At 49.0% G+C, this 16,959-nt stretch carries 21 protein-coding genes and 1 pseudogene; 3 read left to right on the top strand and 19 right to left on the bottom strand.

Annotated elements, in window-relative coordinates; translation table 11 throughout:
* Positions 1-182 precede the first annotated feature (182 nt).
* The 4 genes from L1N85_RS16715 to L1N85_RS16700 all read right to left on the bottom strand — a co-directional run bounded on the left by L1N85_RS16715 (position 183) and on the right by L1N85_RS16700 (position 3,376).
* On the bottom strand, positions 183-1,082 hold the full coding sequence (locus tag L1N85_RS16715) for a hypothetical protein (RefSeq protein WP_235240206.1): 900 nt from the start codon (positions 1,080-1,082) through the stop codon (positions 183-185).
* 141 nt (positions 1,083-1,223) lie between these two features.
* The gene (locus tag L1N85_RS16710) at positions 1,224-2,063 is read right to left on the bottom strand and encodes a formylglycine-generating enzyme family protein (protein ID WP_235240241.1); all 840 of its coding nucleotides are present in this window, start codon (positions 2,061-2,063) and stop codon (positions 1,224-1,226) included.
* Positions 2,064-2,211: 148 nt separating this feature from the next.
* Complete coding sequence (locus L1N85_RS16705) at positions 2,212-2,754, bottom strand: chromate transporter (protein ID WP_235240205.1); 543 nt, start codon at positions 2,752-2,754, stop codon at positions 2,212-2,214.
* 13 nt (positions 2,755-2,767) lie between these two features.
* Positions 2,768-3,376: a chromate transporter gene (locus L1N85_RS16700; RefSeq protein ID WP_235240204.1), complete on the bottom strand. Its 609-nt coding sequence runs from the start codon at positions 3,374-3,376 to the stop codon at positions 2,768-2,770.
* Positions 3,377-4,010: 634 nt separating this feature from the next.
* On the opposite strand from L1N85_RS16700, the gene L1N85_RS16695 reads away from it, so the two are divergent.
* Positions 4,011-4,874 carry an ROK family protein gene (locus L1N85_RS16695; RefSeq protein ID WP_328285229.1) on the top strand — a complete coding sequence of 288 codons (864 nt, stop codon included), beginning with the start codon at positions 4,011-4,013 and terminating at the stop codon, positions 4,872-4,874.
* Positions 4,875-5,083: 209 nt separating this feature from the next.
* Here the strand turns inward: L1N85_RS16695 and L1N85_RS16690 are convergent, their stop codons facing one another.
* The 15 genes and pseudogenes from L1N85_RS16690 to L1N85_RS27970 all read right to left on the bottom strand — a co-directional run bounded on the left by L1N85_RS16690 (position 5,084) and on the right by L1N85_RS27970 (position 15,471).
* Positions 5,084-6,232 carry a DNA sulfur modification protein DndB gene (locus tag L1N85_RS16690; protein WP_235240202.1) on the bottom strand — a complete coding sequence of 383 codons (1,149 nt, stop codon included), beginning with the start codon at positions 6,230-6,232 and terminating at the stop codon, positions 5,084-5,086.
* On the bottom strand, positions 6,232-7,368 hold the full coding sequence (locus L1N85_RS16685; RefSeq protein WP_235240201.1) for a DNA sulfur modification protein DndB: 1,137 nt from the start codon (positions 7,366-7,368) through the stop codon (positions 6,232-6,234). The genes L1N85_RS16690 and L1N85_RS16685 overlap by 1 nt, the downstream gene beginning before the upstream one ends.
* A gap of 128 nt (positions 7,369-7,496) precedes the next feature.
* Entirely contained in the window at positions 7,497-7,829 is a 333-nt protein-coding gene (locus L1N85_RS16680) for a type II toxin-antitoxin system RelE/ParE family toxin (protein WP_235240200.1), read from the bottom strand.
* Positions 7,826-8,089 (bottom strand): type II toxin-antitoxin system prevent-host-death family antitoxin, encoded by a 264-nt coding sequence (locus tag L1N85_RS16675; RefSeq protein ID WP_235240199.1) that lies wholly within the window; start codon positions 8,087-8,089, stop codon positions 7,826-7,828. The genes L1N85_RS16680 and L1N85_RS16675 overlap by 4 nt, the downstream gene beginning before the upstream one ends.
* A 235-nt stretch (positions 8,090-8,324) precedes the next feature.
* On the bottom strand, positions 8,325-8,579 hold the full coding sequence (locus L1N85_RS16670) for a type I restriction-modification enzyme R subunit C-terminal domain-containing protein (RefSeq protein ID WP_235240240.1): 255 nt from the start codon (positions 8,577-8,579) through the stop codon (positions 8,325-8,327).
* A gap of 97 nt (positions 8,580-8,676) precedes the next feature.
* Positions 8,677-9,105, bottom strand: coding sequence for a hypothetical protein (locus L1N85_RS16665; RefSeq protein ID WP_235240198.1), 429 nt, complete (start codon positions 9,103-9,105; stop codon positions 8,677-8,679).
* Entirely contained in the window at positions 9,086-9,187 is a 102-nt protein-coding gene (locus tag L1N85_RS27660; RefSeq protein ID WP_328285233.1) for a hypothetical protein, read from the bottom strand. The genes L1N85_RS16665 and L1N85_RS27660 overlap by 20 nt, the downstream gene beginning before the upstream one ends.
* Before the next feature lie 50 nt (positions 9,188-9,237).
* Complete coding sequence (locus tag L1N85_RS16660) at positions 9,238-9,543, bottom strand: DUF4145 domain-containing protein (RefSeq protein WP_235240197.1); 306 nt, start codon at positions 9,541-9,543, stop codon at positions 9,238-9,240.
* 746 nt (positions 9,544-10,289) lie between these two features.
* Positions 10,290-10,850 (bottom strand): annotated as a pseudogene (gene sigK / locus L1N85_RS16655) (RNA polymerase sporulation sigma factor SigK); the annotation flags it as partial.
* A gap of 202 nt (positions 10,851-11,052) precedes the next feature.
* Positions 11,053-11,337 (bottom strand): ferredoxin family protein, encoded by a 285-nt coding sequence (locus tag L1N85_RS16650; RefSeq protein WP_235240196.1) that lies wholly within the window; start codon positions 11,335-11,337, stop codon positions 11,053-11,055.
* The gene (locus L1N85_RS16645) at positions 11,334-12,644 is read right to left on the bottom strand and encodes an FAD-dependent oxidoreductase (RefSeq protein WP_235240195.1); all 1,311 of its coding nucleotides are present in this window, start codon (positions 12,642-12,644) and stop codon (positions 11,334-11,336) included. The genes L1N85_RS16650 and L1N85_RS16645 overlap by 4 nt, the downstream gene beginning before the upstream one ends.
* Positions 12,628-13,701, bottom strand: a complete 1,074-nt coding sequence (locus L1N85_RS16640; RefSeq protein WP_235240194.1) for an electron transfer flavoprotein subunit alpha/FixB family protein — start codon at positions 13,699-13,701, stop codon at positions 12,628-12,630. The genes L1N85_RS16645 and L1N85_RS16640 overlap by 17 nt, the downstream gene beginning before the upstream one ends.
* Positions 13,702-13,720: 19 nt before the next feature.
* The gene (locus tag L1N85_RS16635; RefSeq protein ID WP_235240193.1) at positions 13,721-14,554 is read right to left on the bottom strand and encodes an electron transfer flavoprotein subunit beta/FixA family protein; all 834 of its coding nucleotides are present in this window, start codon (positions 14,552-14,554) and stop codon (positions 13,721-13,723) included.
* Positions 14,555-14,636: 82 nt separating this feature from the next.
* Entirely contained in the window at positions 14,637-14,999 is a 363-nt protein-coding gene (locus tag L1N85_RS16630) for a hypothetical protein (protein WP_235240192.1), read from the bottom strand.
* Between the two features lie 85 nt (positions 15,000-15,084).
* Positions 15,085-15,471 carry an ATP-binding protein gene (locus L1N85_RS27970; protein WP_407946464.1) on the bottom strand — a complete coding sequence of 129 codons (387 nt, stop codon included), beginning with the start codon at positions 15,469-15,471 and terminating at the stop codon, positions 15,085-15,087.
* Positions 15,472-15,753: 282 nt separating this feature from the next.
* Here L1N85_RS27970 and L1N85_RS16620 point away from each other — a divergent pair, with 282 nt between their 5' ends.
* Both L1N85_RS16620 and L1N85_RS27655 read left to right on the top strand, forming a co-directional pair.
* Positions 15,754-16,587, top strand: a complete 834-nt coding sequence (locus L1N85_RS16620; protein ID WP_235240191.1) for a tyrosine-type recombinase/integrase — start codon at positions 15,754-15,756, stop codon at positions 16,585-16,587.
* 143 nt (positions 16,588-16,730) lie between these two features.
* Complete coding sequence (locus L1N85_RS27655; RefSeq protein ID WP_235240190.1) at positions 16,731-16,928, top strand: ankyrin repeat domain-containing protein; 198 nt, start codon at positions 16,731-16,733, stop codon at positions 16,926-16,928.
* Positions 16,929-16,959 lie beyond the last annotated feature (31 nt).

Raw genomic sequence — 16,959 nt, 5'->3', positions numbered from 1 at the left:
CCATTAAGAAGCATTCCTGTTCAGAATAAAATAACTACAAAATCAACATTTTCAAAAATGCAAAAAGCCCTGATAAGAGCAGTAAATACCTTATCTAATATTTGCTTATTGCACTTGACACCTCCTGTCATGTGCTGTACTTCTTCAGAAAGGCAGACATAGTAAGCAGCGGCCAAACATAGTTATCTCGGGGAGTATAGAATCGCTCTAAGAGCGGCCACGCTGTCATCTACATCGGGGTAAATCGTATTTACAGCGGAGAAACCCCAGCCGCCAGCCTCGGTATGAGGACTGCGTTTGGACCAATCGCCTAATCTGTTTTGCTGCCTAACGGCCAAAAAAACAGCCGCGTTTTCTAAATTTGATGAATCAGCAGGCATGCCAGCTTCCCGAAGCGCATAGCTAAGCAAAGCGGTATCCCATACCTCGGCCGTTGCTATTTGTATATGCGCCCGATCTTTGCATTGCAGCGATTGAATGCCAAGCAGAAGTCGGCTTATAAGGGGAGAGTCGGGGGGATAATTCAGCGCTAAGAGCGAAAATGCCATGAGTACAGTCGCTGTTGAGTAAGTGAGGAGCGTGCTGTTCGGTTCTAGCCGCTCGAGCATGAAGGCCTCAGCTTGCTCCATCGCTGTTGAGGACCCAAAGGACAGCAAGCTTGCTAACGGCAGTGAGGAAAGAAATTCATTCAGTGCGGATATCCAAGTATCATCATTCGTGAATACCCGGGAGCTGCTGATAAAGAGGTCGGATAAATCCGGCATCATCGCGTTGCGACACACAAATTGCCGATTCGCCATAACCAAAGTCGGGATAAGATGAACGCGAGCATGGCCGGAAAGGGAGAACAAGTCGGGACCGATTCCGAGTTTGGAGAAAAAGAAATCTAATGGGATCCGCAGCTGCCGCGGCCATTCGGCTTGGCCGGTTGCGGCAAATATGACCTGCGTAAACAAGCTGAGGGCTTCAGACAAGCCGCCTCGAGATCGGATAAACCGCTTCGCCAGCAATATTCGAGGATCGGACTGCTGATAATACCCGGCGCATAGGAGAGCGTAACAGGCCTCCGCGGTCGTCTCCAAATCCCCCCTGCTTCATCTGATTCATTCGATCACGCAATCTGCTCATTTCCATATTCCGTCTTCATCCTTTGCAACTAAAGTTCCTTTATGTATATGCGATCGATTCCAGGCCCGTTACGCTAGCCGCTCTTGGTTCATATTCTAACGAACAACCCGAAATCCGCAATTTCCCGTCGAGCTGTCCGGCGTATTCGAGCTTCGCGCCGCTACCCTGTATCGGTTGCAATAGGAACGGTGACAAAGATACGACCCCCCGCGCATCGAACGTTTCCCTGTAGGCTGCTTGAACAGCGGATTCGTTGCGGAGGTTTGTCGATGATAAGCTGGACTAAACCAATCCCGGCACCATTCCCACACATTACCCGACATATTGTAGAGACCGTAGCCGTTCGGCTGAAAGGCATGTACAGGGGCGGTCCCCACATAGCCGTCGCTTGCATTATTCTTAATCGGAAATTTCCCTTGCCAAATATTGCATCGATGCTCGCCATCCGGCTTCAGCAAATCCCCCCATGGATAGGTTTTACGTTCCAGCCCTCCGCGAGCCGCATACTCCCACTCCGCTTCTGTCGGTAAACGCACCTCCGCCCAGCGGCAATAGGCCTCCGCATCGTTCCATGAAACATGAACGGCAGGGTGATCCATCCGATCAGCGATAGCGGAATCCGATCCTTCCGGCGCTGCCCAATAAGCACCTTTGACAACCAGCCACCAAGGCACTCCCTGCGGCACGTCAGCGACACGCTCCTTCGTCTCATCTGAAGCTAACAAATGAAAAACGTAAGACCAGCCAAAACGCTCAGCTTCCGTCACATACCCGGTGGCATCGACGAAAAGCTGGAAATCGGCGTTTGTAACCGCATAAGGAGATATTTGAAACTCATCGACCGTTACCTGACGTATTGGCCCTTCTCCGTCTGCAGGAAATCCGTCACGAGCATCGGTACCCATCGTGAACGTCCCCTTTGGAATCGTGATCATGTCGTCCCAAGACGGTTTATTGACGGCTTTCGTCTTCTTGATCTGCAACGGTATCTTTTCTTCTTGCGCTTGCGAAGATTCCCTGGCTGCTGCGCAGCATGATGGTAGTTTGTCCAACTGCCTGACCCCCAAGTGTTGAAGTGTGCATCTAGCCGTAGACGGCTATGCCGACAAGTCCTGATACTATAATAATGTATACGGGGTGTTTACGAAAGATCAACAGCGCTGCAAGCGATCCAATGAAAATAAGCAATTGGCTGACCGTAAACCAGGACAGAGAGGAGACCAGCCCGTTATTTACGGCGAAAATAATAGCGGCATAAATGATAAGCCCCGTTATGATGGAACGCAGGCCATAGAAGGAGGACTGCAGCCACTTGTTCTGGTAAATCCGAAAGAACACCATTCCAACGCCAAGGATAATGAGAAGAGAAGGCAGCACCATACCGGCAGCAGCAACGACAGCGCCCAGAAATCCAGCCTCCTGTACACCGATAAAGATGGCAATATTCGTCGCAATTGGTCCTGGAGACATTCCCGCAACCGCAATAATGTCTGTAAATTGCTGCGCGTCAAGCCACCCATGTCGATGAACGGCCTCCTCTTGAATAAGAGGGATCATGGCGTAGCCTCCGCCAAAGGATACGAAACCGATCACAAAAAATGTAAAAAATAAATCAAGCAGCAGCATAACGGACATCCTTTCAAATCATATAATCAAACACCTGCTCCTTTTGCTTTAAGTGCGTTTTACAGCCAAGCTTTTGTCTAATGAGAACAATGACAATGCCGGCAATCGCTCCGCCGAAGATAAGGAGCACCGGATGGATAAACGAATGACCGAAGTACATAAGAATGACCGTTAAAGCAATTAAGCCAACTGAGGTTATATCCACTGCGGCGGTTTTTCCAATTTTTATGGCGGCATATGCGATCAATGCCACGATTGTCGCCCGAATGGCTACGAATGCGGCTTCCATCTTGGGATGACCTTTCAGTTGAAGGAAAAAGATTGACATAAGAACTATAATACAAAAGGTCGGCAGCAAAATTCCGAACATCGCAGCGAGCGCGCCTCTGATTCCCGCAATCCGATAACCGATGAAAGTGGCCGAATTAATGGCAATTGCTCCTGGAACCGATTCCGCTACCGCAAAAATATCCGCGATATCCTGGGTTTGCAGCCATTTGCGCCGCTCCACCACTTCTCTCTCGATGACGGGTATCATCGCGTAGCCGCCTCCAAAGGTAACCGGTCCGATTTTCAGAAAAGTTATGAAGATTGACCATAGTAATTCACCATTCTTTTTCATCTCATAATCCCCTCTGCAGCATAACATTTAAGCCATCTCCATTATAGCATCTTTTTTTCATTTTGGAATTATGTTTTTCTGCTAATAAATATAAAATAAGTTTATAGCAACTATAAGCGAATACATTTCAAAGTATATCATTAATTTACAGATCGGATTAATGCGGAATGACATACTTTTTATTATTTTGATAAAAAGATGTTTAAAATTCGTTCATTATAGCTACTAATAAAAATTTAGGTTATGATAAGGACATATAGGCATTCCCCTTAAATTGAATTGGATAAGTAGGGATAACATAATGGATAACCAGCCGTCTAAGCATACCTCAAAAAAAATGGTTTATCTGCACATAGCGGAACAGGGAGTCGTCTCGAAAGCCGACCTCCTGTCCTTCATTAATATAACAACGAGTACGATGAATCGTTTACTGGAGGAGCTGATTGAGGAAAACCTTATCGAGGAATCTGGACTCGGACCCTCTAAAGGAGGGAGAAAACCTATCCTATTCCAGATCAACCCCTCTTATGGCTATTTTTTTGGATTGGAAATATCTCGGTTTTATTCCTCTTTGGGTTTGTTCGATATGCAAATGAACCCCAAATCCTTCATAAGATGGAGGATGGACGAGGACATGACACCAGAGCAGTTCGTCAAGCATGTCTCGCAGCATATACGGTCACTCTTAAACGATCATCGACTGGAGATGAAACAGGTCATCGGTATCGGCATAGGCGCAGTCGGACCTCTCGACAGGGAAAAGGGAATCATTCTGAAGCCGCTCTATTTTCCCGCTAAAGGTTGGACGGACATATCGATTTGCAGCCTCATGAGAGAGGCGACCGGCATTCCCTCTTATTTGGACAACGGCGCGAATACAGCTCTCTTGGGCGAGCATTGGGCCATGCGCCATGAGCAATTACAGCATATGCTTTACGTACACGCAGGAGTCAGCCTGCGATCGGCTATGATGTCATACGGACAAATCGTTCACGGAACGGTCGATATGGAAGGTTCTATCGGTCAAATGATTATACAAACAGATGGCCCAAGATTGCAGGAGCAAGGAAACTATGGCGCATTGGAGGCTTTTGTTTCTGTACAGGCGCTCGAGAAGCAAGCGCGTTCTGAGGCCAAAATGGGAAGAGATGAGCTTGTATCGCGTTACCATGCCGCTCCCGATAAGATTCAGTACGACATGCTGCTGAGAGAATTATCACAGGATAGCCCTTACGCATTAGAGCTATTCCTTCGGGCTGCAAGGCATTTCGGCATCGGTCTAGCCAATCTAATCAATGTATTTCACCCCGAAACGATTATTCTTGGCGGCACGCTGGTCAATTCGCATGAGCGTTTTTTCCAGACAGCCATTGAGGTTGCCCAGAAAAATACGTACTACTATCCGGAGTATGTTCCTTTATTTTCCAAGGGGCTGCTTAAAGAGGATGCTGTTGCGACAGGCGCGGCGCTAATGGTATGGAAAGCGATGGATATATAGCTTTTATCCAGGTGTTTCATATAAACTAGGGACCGCCGAGTGATCGGTGAACGATGATACGTAACAGGCTGTAAGCAAATACCCAAGCATGCAGAATGAGATTGTAAATCTAAAACCAAGTACAGTGGGCTTTAACAAAAGCTTTAGTTATATAATCTCTAAGAAAAGGAGGCCCGGGCAGGCCTCCTTCCACTAGAAAAAATACAAATCTATGAGACCGCTTGCCGTTCGCGCAAATACTCCACCAGCTTCGAATGCTTGCGCAGCGATTTCTCGTGGACCAGGTTCAGCTTGCCATTATCAAGCGTACCGAACAGTTCAATCCATTCCGCATTGTCATGTGTCCAATCTAAGCCCTCGAGCACTTGAATACAATCCGCCCATTGCGGATTGTATTTGCCATCTAAGTACAAAAACTCATGAGCATACAAGGCAATCGCCTCCTGCACCATCCGGTTAGCTGATACAAACTGCGATATACCTGGCTGTTCCGGCATATGAGGAAGAACGGCATTGAGAAATTGATGCAAAATTTCCACATGTGCCGATACATCACTCCGGACACGGCGCATCAATTCATAAGAAGGCTGCATCGTTCCGGATAGTAACAGCGACACCATAGTATAAAGCCAACTAAAGCAGGTAAAGTTTTTGTTATATGCAGTCAAATTGTTTCGTCGTTCTACCCCCGCTGTCTTCAAGTACGAATTATGGTCGGTAACTTGCTGCAGCAGAAGGTTGATGGGATCCGTTGAGTCGAACGAATGACCCAGCTCCTTGCTGACAAGCTGGACCTTGGAATTGATATCGCCGAACAACTGCTTCTCTTCTTCTTCTCTGAGCCCAATGTACAACTGCACGGAAAGCTCGCTTTCCAACAAGTCCAGCCGACGCGCCTCAATCTGCTCCATCAGCCCTTCCAATTGCTGCAACTCCTCTGACAGACCTGAATCTTCAGGGTACCTGCGGCATTTGACTTTGAGTGCAGCGGTTTTCTTCTCGATTTTCTTCACTTCTTTCATCAACTGTTCGTTTACATAGCCGAGTGCGAGTATCCGGTGCTGACCATCCAGAATACTAAGCTTCGAGCCATGCCGGAGCACAAACCCGCTTTGTTCCTTGTACAGCTGCGTAACGTCGCGGAGTGACAATGTCACCGGACCGAAGAATACGCGATCCAGCTCCCTTTCCTGCAAATAATTAGCTATTTTTCGGCGCTGTCCGCCCGATAGCTTCCGTTGCACCATCGGATCGATAGCCGTATAGTTCAGTAAATCCTGTACCCGGAGCGGCAGAGTCGACAGACCGTACCGGTCGCAGTACGTATGAATCTCCATATGCAATCGCAATCCGTCCATTAGCCAACATCCTCCTTATCTACAATGAGCAAAACGTTCTGCTCTTTGAAAAACTCGCGGACGAAATTGTACGCCTTCATTATGCGCGAACGCCGAGGCAACCGGTCCTTCTCATCGCCCTGATAAATGGCCTTCCAATCGATATGCTGCAATATTTTCATCGCATATTCTATATTATATTTATTGAATTGGAGTGATTTGTACGCCTCCTCGTGGAAGAACAGCGCCAAGGCGATCTGTAAATTTTCTGACCAGCACAACTCATCCTTAGAGGGCTCCGGCAAATAATGAAGAAGCCTCTCGAAATAAAACGACGCTTGCGCCAAATGCTCTTCCACAACGCTGTCAGCAAAATAATAACCGTTGTTCCGCGCAGCCGATTTCAACCGGCCCTCGAAGAGAGCGGACAGAATCTCGATGACTAAATGGTAGGAAAACAAATACTCAGGCCCTTTGCCCCGCTCGGTAAATCTATCGACCGGCAGCGCTTTCATTACTGATGCTTGTTCCACCAACCGCGAAGCGAGAACATGGTAGAATCGGCGCTGATCTCGAAGTGCGGTCAGGTTGCCGCCGATTTTACGCGGCAGCTTGTTAATGTCCGAGAATAACTGGCGCTCCTGTTTCGCATCGATGTCCAAATAGATCATGACCGACATCGGAAAATCATAGACGCGGCGCAGCTTGCTCGTTATTTCCTCCATTCTCTCATATTCTCGGCGATCCTTGGCACGGGCCATGTTGCTTTGCAGCGTCTCTATGACACGGCGGAATGCGGCCAGGCGATGCTGTCCGTCCACGACATAACATTTCTCCATCGGAGACATACGGTATGTCAGACTTTCAAGGTCGTATTCGCCTGCTCCTCTGGCCGACAAAATAATGCCGGGGAAATAAATGCTTTGCCCATGATCCAAATTCAGCAGAATATAGTCAATCAATTTGGACAAATTTTGCGGGATAATATTACGCTGAACCTCCAAATCTACCTCATAGAGGCCAATCAGCTTGCCTATCGGAAGCGTTGTAATAAATGTCGATTGTCCAAACGTTCTGGATAAGCTTCCTCCAATTTCAACATGAGATGTACTTCGATGATTAGTAAATAAGTCTGATAACGATTGAACCGGTTCCATGGAGTTCCTCCTCATCTATGATCACTTCATACCATAATTCTACTATATATATACTTAAATTCAAGCTGTAAACCCACGAATCCGAAAAAGCGAAGTCCTTGGTGCTCATTGGCAACTGAGGTCTTCGCTTACAGTTTAGTGCTATCAAGCAAGCTGCTCCAATGCCTTTTTCCGTAAAGAATCCGGATAATGGTGACCGATTCTTCACGATCCGAAATCGCATAAAACACAATGTACGAATCCACCAGCAATTTACGTATACCTTGCCTGGCCAATCGTTCATCATGAACCAGACCATTCCTAAAAGATATTTGTTCCCATTCAAAAATGGCATCCGCAATTTTGGTAACCATTTTTCTAGCCATCGCCGGCTCCAATAATTCGTTAGAGATATAATCTGCGATATCCCGCAAATCCTTTTCTGCTGGTTCTGTCATCACGAGGCGATAGGCTTTGTTCACTCCTGAATCCCCTTCTCGATGTCTGATAACGCATCTCGAAAAGGTCTCACCTTGTGTTTTTGCGCCGCTTCCATACCTTCATCCAGTAACTTATACAACTCAAATTTGCCAACCAACTTCTCATACGTTTCAATACTCATGACAGCCAGATCACCCTGTCCGTTTTTCGTGATATAGACAGGCTCGTCGTATTTATGGCAAATCTCGGATATCTCGTTGTACTTATTTCTCAAGTCAGAGCTAGGTCGAATAGTAGGCATGTCAATCCTCCTTAGCATCAATGTATCATTATTTTATCGAAATAACGATATAAGTTCAATCCCCTATACATCCCCAACACTTATTGGCATACAAATATGTACATTCCGAAGCTGGATTTCTTCTATCTCATCGATTCCATAGTTATCCTATGATCTTAACCGCATTCTCTTTAATCTGTGCAATCGTCTCTACAAGCCGCCTTTGTTTCGTACCGTCAAACAGCTTGATAAAGCTCTATGGTTTATCGAAAGGCAGCTTCGTGAGTTCAGATATATTGGCGATATAACTGTTCTGCACAATGTAATCAATTACCTTTTTGACAAAAACGATTTGCACCTGACTGAGCGATTGGTCATTGATAAATTCAGAGAACGCAACAATCGCCGCTTCATATTCCAGTTTGGCAATTTTGCGAACCAGCAAGCCGAACGGTGTATCCTGAAATTCCCGTTTATAATCCTCTGCTGTACCAAGCTCCCCTGTAAAAATCTTTTCTAAGCCTTCGTAGTCGAGAGCGGCGGAATATTGTTGCGAAGCTTGTGAATAACAAGAGTGTCGCGGTTTTATTCAATATAGCGGTTGACCTTCAGCTTATAATCCTCAAAGTCATAGGCATCTCCGGCACGTCAATGCCCGTGTCCAGCATATCCACGGATACGGCGATATGAGGTTCTTTGCCAGCAACCTTAAAGTCATCAAGAATACTCTGAGCATAACTGACATCAGAGACGATTCGCTTCGCAAAACTGCCGTTATACTGCGGATACAGCTTATTAAACCGTTCGATGACATATTGCGCATGTTTTTTATTTTGCGCGAAGATGATCGTCTTTCCCAGCCTGTCGCCGCCTGTCACCTTCAATTCCTTGGTCATTAAATCTTCCAGTACCCGATCAACGGTAGCTTGGTTAAAAATAAATTCATTAACCGCAGGTGAGGGAATAAAATCAGGCATATCGCCATCCTCGTCCGTAAAATCCTCTTCAAAACGTTCCTTATCTGCTGTGCGCTTCATCCACCACAATCAGGTCGAAATGGGCCGGAGTAAACAGACGTTTGCCGTCATCACTCTTAGCCTTGTCAATGGCGTTAAGCATCGTCGGATAAGTTGAAAATACAATACAAGCAGTCTTATCATCCTTATTGCTTAATAAACGCAAACCGTCTTTTCCGTAAAGCACGTGCGGCTAATTGCTTTATCGGTATGTACCGCGAGATTTCCAAGCTTGATGATATAGGGCAGCTTGCCCCATGTCTGGTTCTCCATTGCGAATCGGAAGGATGGCTCGTGAATGAATGACTGCAAATTGTCCTTATAGGGCATCGTGATCGTGTTATCCGCAGCATACACCCATTTTACTGCAAGCTCAAAGGCCTTCCGGCTGCCCACCGCCGCCATGGCGGGAAAGGTGGCAAGCACCCGCTCCGCCTCAATGCAGGCGGTCGCAAACAAAGTATATTCCGTTTGACCCTATAAAAAATCAAAGTTTGCAGGCATTAGGTTCACCTCTCAGTTTGGAAAATGGCTCATTATTCTTAATACTCGTATAAAACTGGCACAAGGAAGTACGCAACGACAACCTAATCTTTATGTATCTCGGTCCTCTTCATTCATTCTTGAATGCAGAACTTCTTTGATAAATGGGTCTGACAATGGTAATTTTCCGGCAACACTACGAAACAAATCTATTTTGTTTACACTTGGCAATGCGATGACAGATTTACTATAACTTGCCGCAAAGATTTCTAATGGACATACGTGCTGCTATTTACGATAATTATCCACCTAAAACGACAATCCAAGGTGAATAAGTGCGATGGTGTCCTTTAAAATTAGAAAAGAGACGTTTCTGTTGTAATAGCGTACGCTGTGTCCGTTGCCCATGATTCAGAGAATCGCTTAACTCGTCAAATCATTGGGATGTCCGAATCTTTGATTGAATAGCTGACGTAGCATTCGACGAGGACTTTTAGCGGTAGATTCAGACGCCGTGCTCCTACGTTGTAGTATTTCATTGAAATCATCCCAAACACTCCGTCCGCGTGGACGGAAGCCCCGGGGTTCGCCCCCTGTTGGGCTCGACCAAACACAAAAAACACGCCTGAATTCGGCGTGTTTTTTGTGTTTGGTGGAGCCTAGGGGGATCGAACCCCTGACCTCATCGCTGCTAGAGATGAGGTCAGATCCTTAAGTAATCTCTTCGCCTTATAAAACTCATGATAAAGCTTCATCAGCGCTCTCTTCTCAATCCGCGACACGTAGCTCCGCGATATTCCAAGCTTCTTCGCAATTTCCCGCTGCGTCCGCTCATCCCCGCCATGCTCCAGTCCGAAGCGGCCGATGACGACTTCCTTCTCCCGGTCATCCAATATATCAAGATTCTTATATATCTTGCTCTTCTCAATTTTCAGCTGCACCTTATCGACAATATCATCGGCCTCCGTGCCGAGGATATCTATTAGTGTAATTTCGTTGCCTTCCTTATCGGTTCCAATCGGATCGTGAAGGGAAACATCCTTCCGAGTCTTCTTCAACGATCTCAAATGCATAAGTATTTCGTTGTCGATACAACGAGCAGCAAACGTCGCGAGCTTCGTGCCTTTACCAGTTTGAAAGCTTTCGATTGCCTTTATCAATCCAATCGTTCCGATCGAAATCAGGTCCTCGAGATCCTCACCCGTATTGTCAAATTTTTTGACGTTGTGGACACAACCCGATGTAAAAGTTTTGGTTCCATGATGGGTAACCTTACACTTCATAAAAGTTTATCAGTACAAATGTCACTTAACTCATATGTTTGCCGCTTTGACAAGCTTATGCTTCCAAGAGTGAAGAACCCTTGTCCTTCTAACAACTAAAAGAGCCAAACACTACCCCGCAAAATGGCCAAACCTCATTTGTTGCCATCCATGCAAAAAGCCCGCCCGGATACAGGTCCGGTGCGGGCTGGAAATGCTGCAGTCAGCCGTATTTATAGGTGATGCCGTACCCCCCTTTTGGGTAAACCCAATCGATGTTGTCGTAGGGGCATGCGATCCGGCACGTGCCGCATTCGATGCAGTTTTCATACGCGACGGTCGTCAGCTTCTGCTTTTTGTCCCAATCGTACACATCGGACGGGCAAAAATAATTGCAGTCCTTCTTGGCGCATTTCAGACAGTTGTCCCGTTCCTTAATGATTAGATGGGATACGTCGTCGCACTTGTAGCGGATCGTAAACAGCTTGTCGGAAATCGAATCACTCATCCGTTCATCCCCCTCCAGCCTTTGTAGCCCAATTTCAGTAAATTCATCGTCCCGCCGGCAGCGTCCTTAATTAATTTTACGGCCATTTTTTGTTTTTGTGCCTTGGAGACCCCGTCAACCAGAAACATCTGATAAGCGGCTTCATTGAGCGCCGACGGCAGCTTGTCGAACAGCAGCTCCGGATCTTGTTCCTTCAGCAGCTCGTGCATCCCTTTATATTTCTTCAAATCCTTCTCGATAAACGAGCTTCGGATCTTCCGGTCGTACAGCTGCAGCGTTTCCCGTGAAAAATCGTTCTTCAGTTTGGCCTCCACGATGGCCTCGCCTGCCAGCCTCCCCGATGTCATGGCAAGGTTCGTGCCCTCCCGGTGAACGAGATTGACCATCTGCGCCGCATCCCCTGTGATTACCCAGCCGTCTCCGGACAGCGGAGGCATCGAATGATAGCCGCCTTCGGGGATGAGATGCCCCGAATATTCCAGTACCTCCCCGCCCTGAATCAATTTGCGGATCATCGGATGCTGTTTCGCCGCCTCCAGCACGGCGTACGGCTTGATCCGCTTCTCCCTCAGCTGATCGACCATGACGCCGACGCCCAGCGAGAGCGTTTCTTTGTTCGTATACAAAAATCCCATCCCCGCCATCCCTAAAGAGGTTTCACCGATAAACTCGATCGTGACGCCCTCGTCGCCTTCCAGATTGAACCGGTCCTGAATTTTCTCCTTCGGAAGGGCGATCACCTCCTTCACCGCGAGCGATACCTCGTCGGGCCGCCATTCCTTATGCACGCCGAGCGATTTGCCGAGCAAGGAATTGACGCCGTCCGCAATGACGACGACGTCGGCGTACAGATCGCCGTCGTCCCGATCCGTCTTCACGCCGACGACGCGGTCGTCTTTTCTAAGCAAATCTACCGCGACCGTTTGATAGACCGGGATAGCCCCGGCCTGGACCGCCTTGTTGGCAAACCACTGGTCGAACTTCACCCTGAGTCCCGTGAAGCAGTTATAAGGCTCCTTGTAGGCTTCGTTCCGGTGGCCGAACGTAGTCACAGATTCCTTGCCCATCATCCATACCCGCTGCTCGACGATGTAACGCTCCATCGGGAACCCTTTTTCCGTCCAAAATTCGGGGATCATGTCCTCCAGCTGCTTCCGGTACAGCACGCCGCCGAAAATATTTTTCGCGCCGGGAAACTCGCCCCGCTCCAGCAGCACGACGCGCAGCCCTGCCCGGGCCATCGTCAGCGCGGCGGCTGCGCCGGCCGGTCCGGCGCCGACGACGACAGCATCAAACTTTTCGTTCATAATCCTTCACCTCTTCCCGCGAAAGCGCTCGTTTCTTCTTCACTTCGGCCGTGATGGCAGGGACGATTTTGAATAAATCCCCGACGATGCGGTAATGAGCGGTGTGGAAAATAGGCGCTTCCGGATCTTTATTAATCGCCACGATCACGTCCGAACCCGCCATTCCGACGATGTGCTGTACCGCTCCGGATATGCCGATGGCGAAATAAAGCTTCGGTCTTACGGTGCAGCCGGTTTGCCCGACCTGATGCTCATGCTTGATCCAGCCCGCATCGACGGCCGCCCGGGAAGCGCCGACGATTCCCCCGAGAGCGTCGGCCAGCTCCTTCAGCATGGCGAAAGGCTCCGGTCCTCCCAGCCCCCGGCCGCCGGCGACGATGATTTCCGCTTCCTCCAGATTGATTTTGTCGCGTTCCTGGATGAAATCCAGCACCCGCGTCGCAATTTGCTCCTCGGTCATCGCGTTCGCGATGCGGATGACCTCGCCTTCGCGGGTGGCATCGCGCGGCAGCGCCTGGAACACGCCCGCGCGGGCCGTAGCCATCTGAGGCCGATACTGCTTGCACAAGATCGTAGCCATCATTTTCTCCGAAAAGGCGGGGCGGCTAGCGAGCAGCAGCCGCGACGGCGGCGGCTCGACATCCAATTCGGTCGTATCCGCAGTCAGTCCGGTCGGCAGGCGGGTGGCGATCGCGCCGGCTAAATCCCTGCCGGTGCCCGTCGCGCCGAACAGACAAATTTCAGGCTTGGCCTCTCCGATGACCTTCATCGCGACACGGCTATAAGGCCTCGTCCGGTACGCTTTCAGCTCGGGCGCCTCGCTCAAAAATACTTTGTCCGCACCGTAATAAATCGCTTCCTGCGCCAAATGCCCCACCTCGTGCCCGATGACGAGCGCCATCAGTTGAACCTCCAGCTTCTCCGCGAGCCTTTTCCCCTCCCCCAGCAGCTGCCAGGAAACCTTCTTGGCTTCCCCGTCCCGCTGCTCCACGACAACGAGCACGCCCCGGTAATCGGACCAATCGGACGTTTGTTCCGCATCTCTTGCAGCAGTCATCTGCATCCCCTCCTAAAGGTTACGCCCACCCGAATCTTTCCGGCAGATCGCTCTCCCACAGCTTACCTACCAGCTCCCCGGCCACTTGCTCGGGAGTATCGCCGCTTACGATTTGGCCGTTTATTTTTCTGACTTCGGGCACCCAGGTTTTGCTGACGATCGTCGGCGATCCTTTCAAGCCGATCTTAGCGTTGTCCAGATCGGGGAAATCGGCGGTCGTCCATATGTACGGCTTGTAACCGGCAGCCCGGATCATGCCCGGCAGCGAAGCTCTGCGGACTTTGTTCAGCTCCTTAAGCGCGGTAATAAGCAGCGGCATGGAAGACTCGACGACCTCAAGCCCGTCCTCCAAATACCGGTGAACGGTTACTTTCCGACTGATGGGGTTCACATCGGCGACCTTTCCCACATACGTCAGCTGCTCCAGGTCCAACCGGCACGCAATGCCGGGGCCGACCTGCCCGGTATCCCCGTCCAGCGTTTGCTTGCCGCAAAACACGATGTCCGCTTTCCCCCACAGCTCCTCTACCTTGCGGATCGTCCGCGCCACCACGTAAGAAGTCGCAAGCGTATCCGCGCCTGCAAACTTCCGGTCGGTGACGAGAACGGCCTCGTCCGCGCCGAGCGAAATGCATTCCTTCAGCGCCTTCTCGGCAGGAGGCGGCCCCATGGTGACGACCGTGACTCTGGCGTCATGCTCATCCTTGATGCGCAGCGCCTCTTCCAGGCCGTGCAGATCGTAGAAATTGACGATGCTCGGCACGCCCTGGCGGATTAACGTATTGTTGACGGGATCGATCCGGATTTCCCGGCTGTCGGGAACCTGCTTGATGCAAACGATAATATGCAGCACTCGTCGCACACCTCCTAAAAGTTTTTCGGCTTCACTGAATCGACTTCCATGAACGAGCAAAAACTCGCTTCGGAAGCATAAGTCAAATCTTCGCCCAGTCGTCCCAGTACGGATGAACGTACTTCTCGATCAGCTCATCGTTACGGGAGCTTGCTTTGATCGCTTCCGAAAGTCTCCATGCTTTGTCAAAGGTTGAGGGGACCGTCGTATAGAAGAGCGGAGGAACGAGCCAAAAGACCCTCCCTTTCGCCACCGGGTAAACGATCGTTTTCCAGCCGGCGTCGATTTCATCCTCTTCCCATATCAAGGCGATAAGCCAGTTCGCGAATGCATGGCGCTTCCCGTCATTGCGGATGTAGATCTCGCCCAACTGTTCCATGTCGCGCTGCCCGATCGGAATATGCGGCCTTTGGAAAAAGCTCTCCAGATTCAGGAACTGGCCCATGCTTACAGCCCCCTCGCCATTTTTATTCCGAGCTTAACGATTAAGGCTATTAACCGCTTTCATATTTACCTTGGCGTGGTAAAGGTTACAGTTCATTATATGCGGGACCGGGGAAATCTTTCTTTCGTTCTTCCATAACGCAAAAAAGACACCCGCAAAGGTGTCTTCCGCAAAAACTATGCATGCAATCCCAAGACTTCCTGAAGGCGCGGCATCTGAATGATTGCTTCCGCGCCGATGCCCGCCTGACTCTCAATATGTAATTCTCCGCCATAGCCTGCCATAGACTTTTGCATACGACGAGGCCTAATCCTGTCCCGTTTTCCTTCATCGTAAAAAAAGGCGTGAACAATTGCTTCAGCATTTCCGGCGGCATGCCTTTCCCCGTATCATTCACCTTGATGGTTATTTTATCCCCATTCCTTTCGGTGATAATCGAGAGCCGACGACAGTCGGATGTGTCCGGCTGCATCCAGTTCCTCGAAATTCATCTGCCGGACCGAAGGCCATATGGCCCAATGCGCGAATACGGTATTATACGTAGTGAAAGGAGGAAATAAAAAACCTCCGAAATGCCGCGAATCCTTATACACCAAGGGTTTCAAGGGTTTGAAGAACCTATCCGACAAGGCGCAAATAACCCGTTTTTTTTGCAGAGTAATACGTAATCGTATATCGGAAAGTAATACGCGCCCCCCATCACTCCATCGCATAACTTTGTTCCGCGCATTGCCTCCAAGGGAGGCAATGCACTATGATCAGCAATCCAAATCAGCTAAACGAAGACAACCATCCAACTGTTTCATTTAACGATGCCGTCAACCACTTTTTGCAAGATTGCAAAGTCCGTAACTTAACGAAAGAGACCCTCCGCCGTTATCGCAACGGGCTTAAAAAGTTCCATCACGTTCTCGAAGCAAGCAATAAGGATATGACTACTCTAACTGCGTTGGACTTAACCCACAGCATCATTCCTGGCATGTTCGATGAAGGATTGTCGCTTCGAACGGTGAACTGCAACATTTGCATTCTGAAAGAGTTTTTTAAATTTCTAGCAACTGAAGGCTGGATGGAAACTAATATAGTAGCCGATTTGAGACCGTTTAAAGTTCTGCAATCTTCGACACATACCTTCACGGATGGACACCTGCAACGCTTATTTGCACAGCCAAATCGTTCCATCTTCACCGGATACCGCAATTACGTCATGATGCTAGTTTTATTCGATACCGGCATCCGTTTGAAGAAACTTACGAACCTTCGGGTGACGGATAATGACTTTGAAGAGCAAACGATCCGCATTCTACAGGGCAAAGGACGAAAACATCGTATCGTGCCCATTCAACATACCTGCGTCTTGCAATTAAATCACTACTTGCAGGAACGAGGAAAGTTGGAACACGACCGCCTTTGGGTGAATTTGGACAACCAGCCTTTTGAAGATTCAGGTATCCGTGTGATGATCTCCCGGTATTGCAAAGCGGCAGAAATCCAAGGTGTTCAATGTTCCTGTCATACGTTTCGCCATACCTTTGCAAATTTTATATTCTCAACGGCGGTGACCCCTTCACCCTGCGACGTATTTTAGGTCACGCCACGCTGGACATGGTAGAATACTATATCGAGCTGTTCAGCAGTGATATTAAGCAACAGCACAAAAAATTCAGCCCTGTTGAAAATATGAAACGTATTATCTAATCAAACTAGGCACTTATTGAGACCGGTGCCGAGGTGAACGCTCGTTTCAACGGTCCGCACACCGAAACGCCGCTTCATTGGGCCGCAAGCAGCGATGATCTCGAAATGCTTGACGTGCTTCTCGATGCCGGTGCCGACATCGAGAAGCACGGTTGCGGTCATTGCCTGTGGCACGCCTTTATACTATGCGGTGGTGTAATAGACTGTAAAATATGGTTTGACTGCCAGTAACGACGACTAAGCAACCGGCAATAATGTATAA

The sequence above is a fragment of the Paenibacillus alkaliterrae genome (assembly GCF_021532375.1).
In the GTDB taxonomy this organism is placed as follows: domain Bacteria; phylum Bacillota; class Bacilli; order Paenibacillales; family Paenibacillaceae; genus Pristimantibacillus; species Pristimantibacillus alkaliterrae.
The sequence above is the reverse complement of the archived record's forward strand: the minus strand, read 5'-3'. Positions and strand labels throughout refer to the sequence as shown.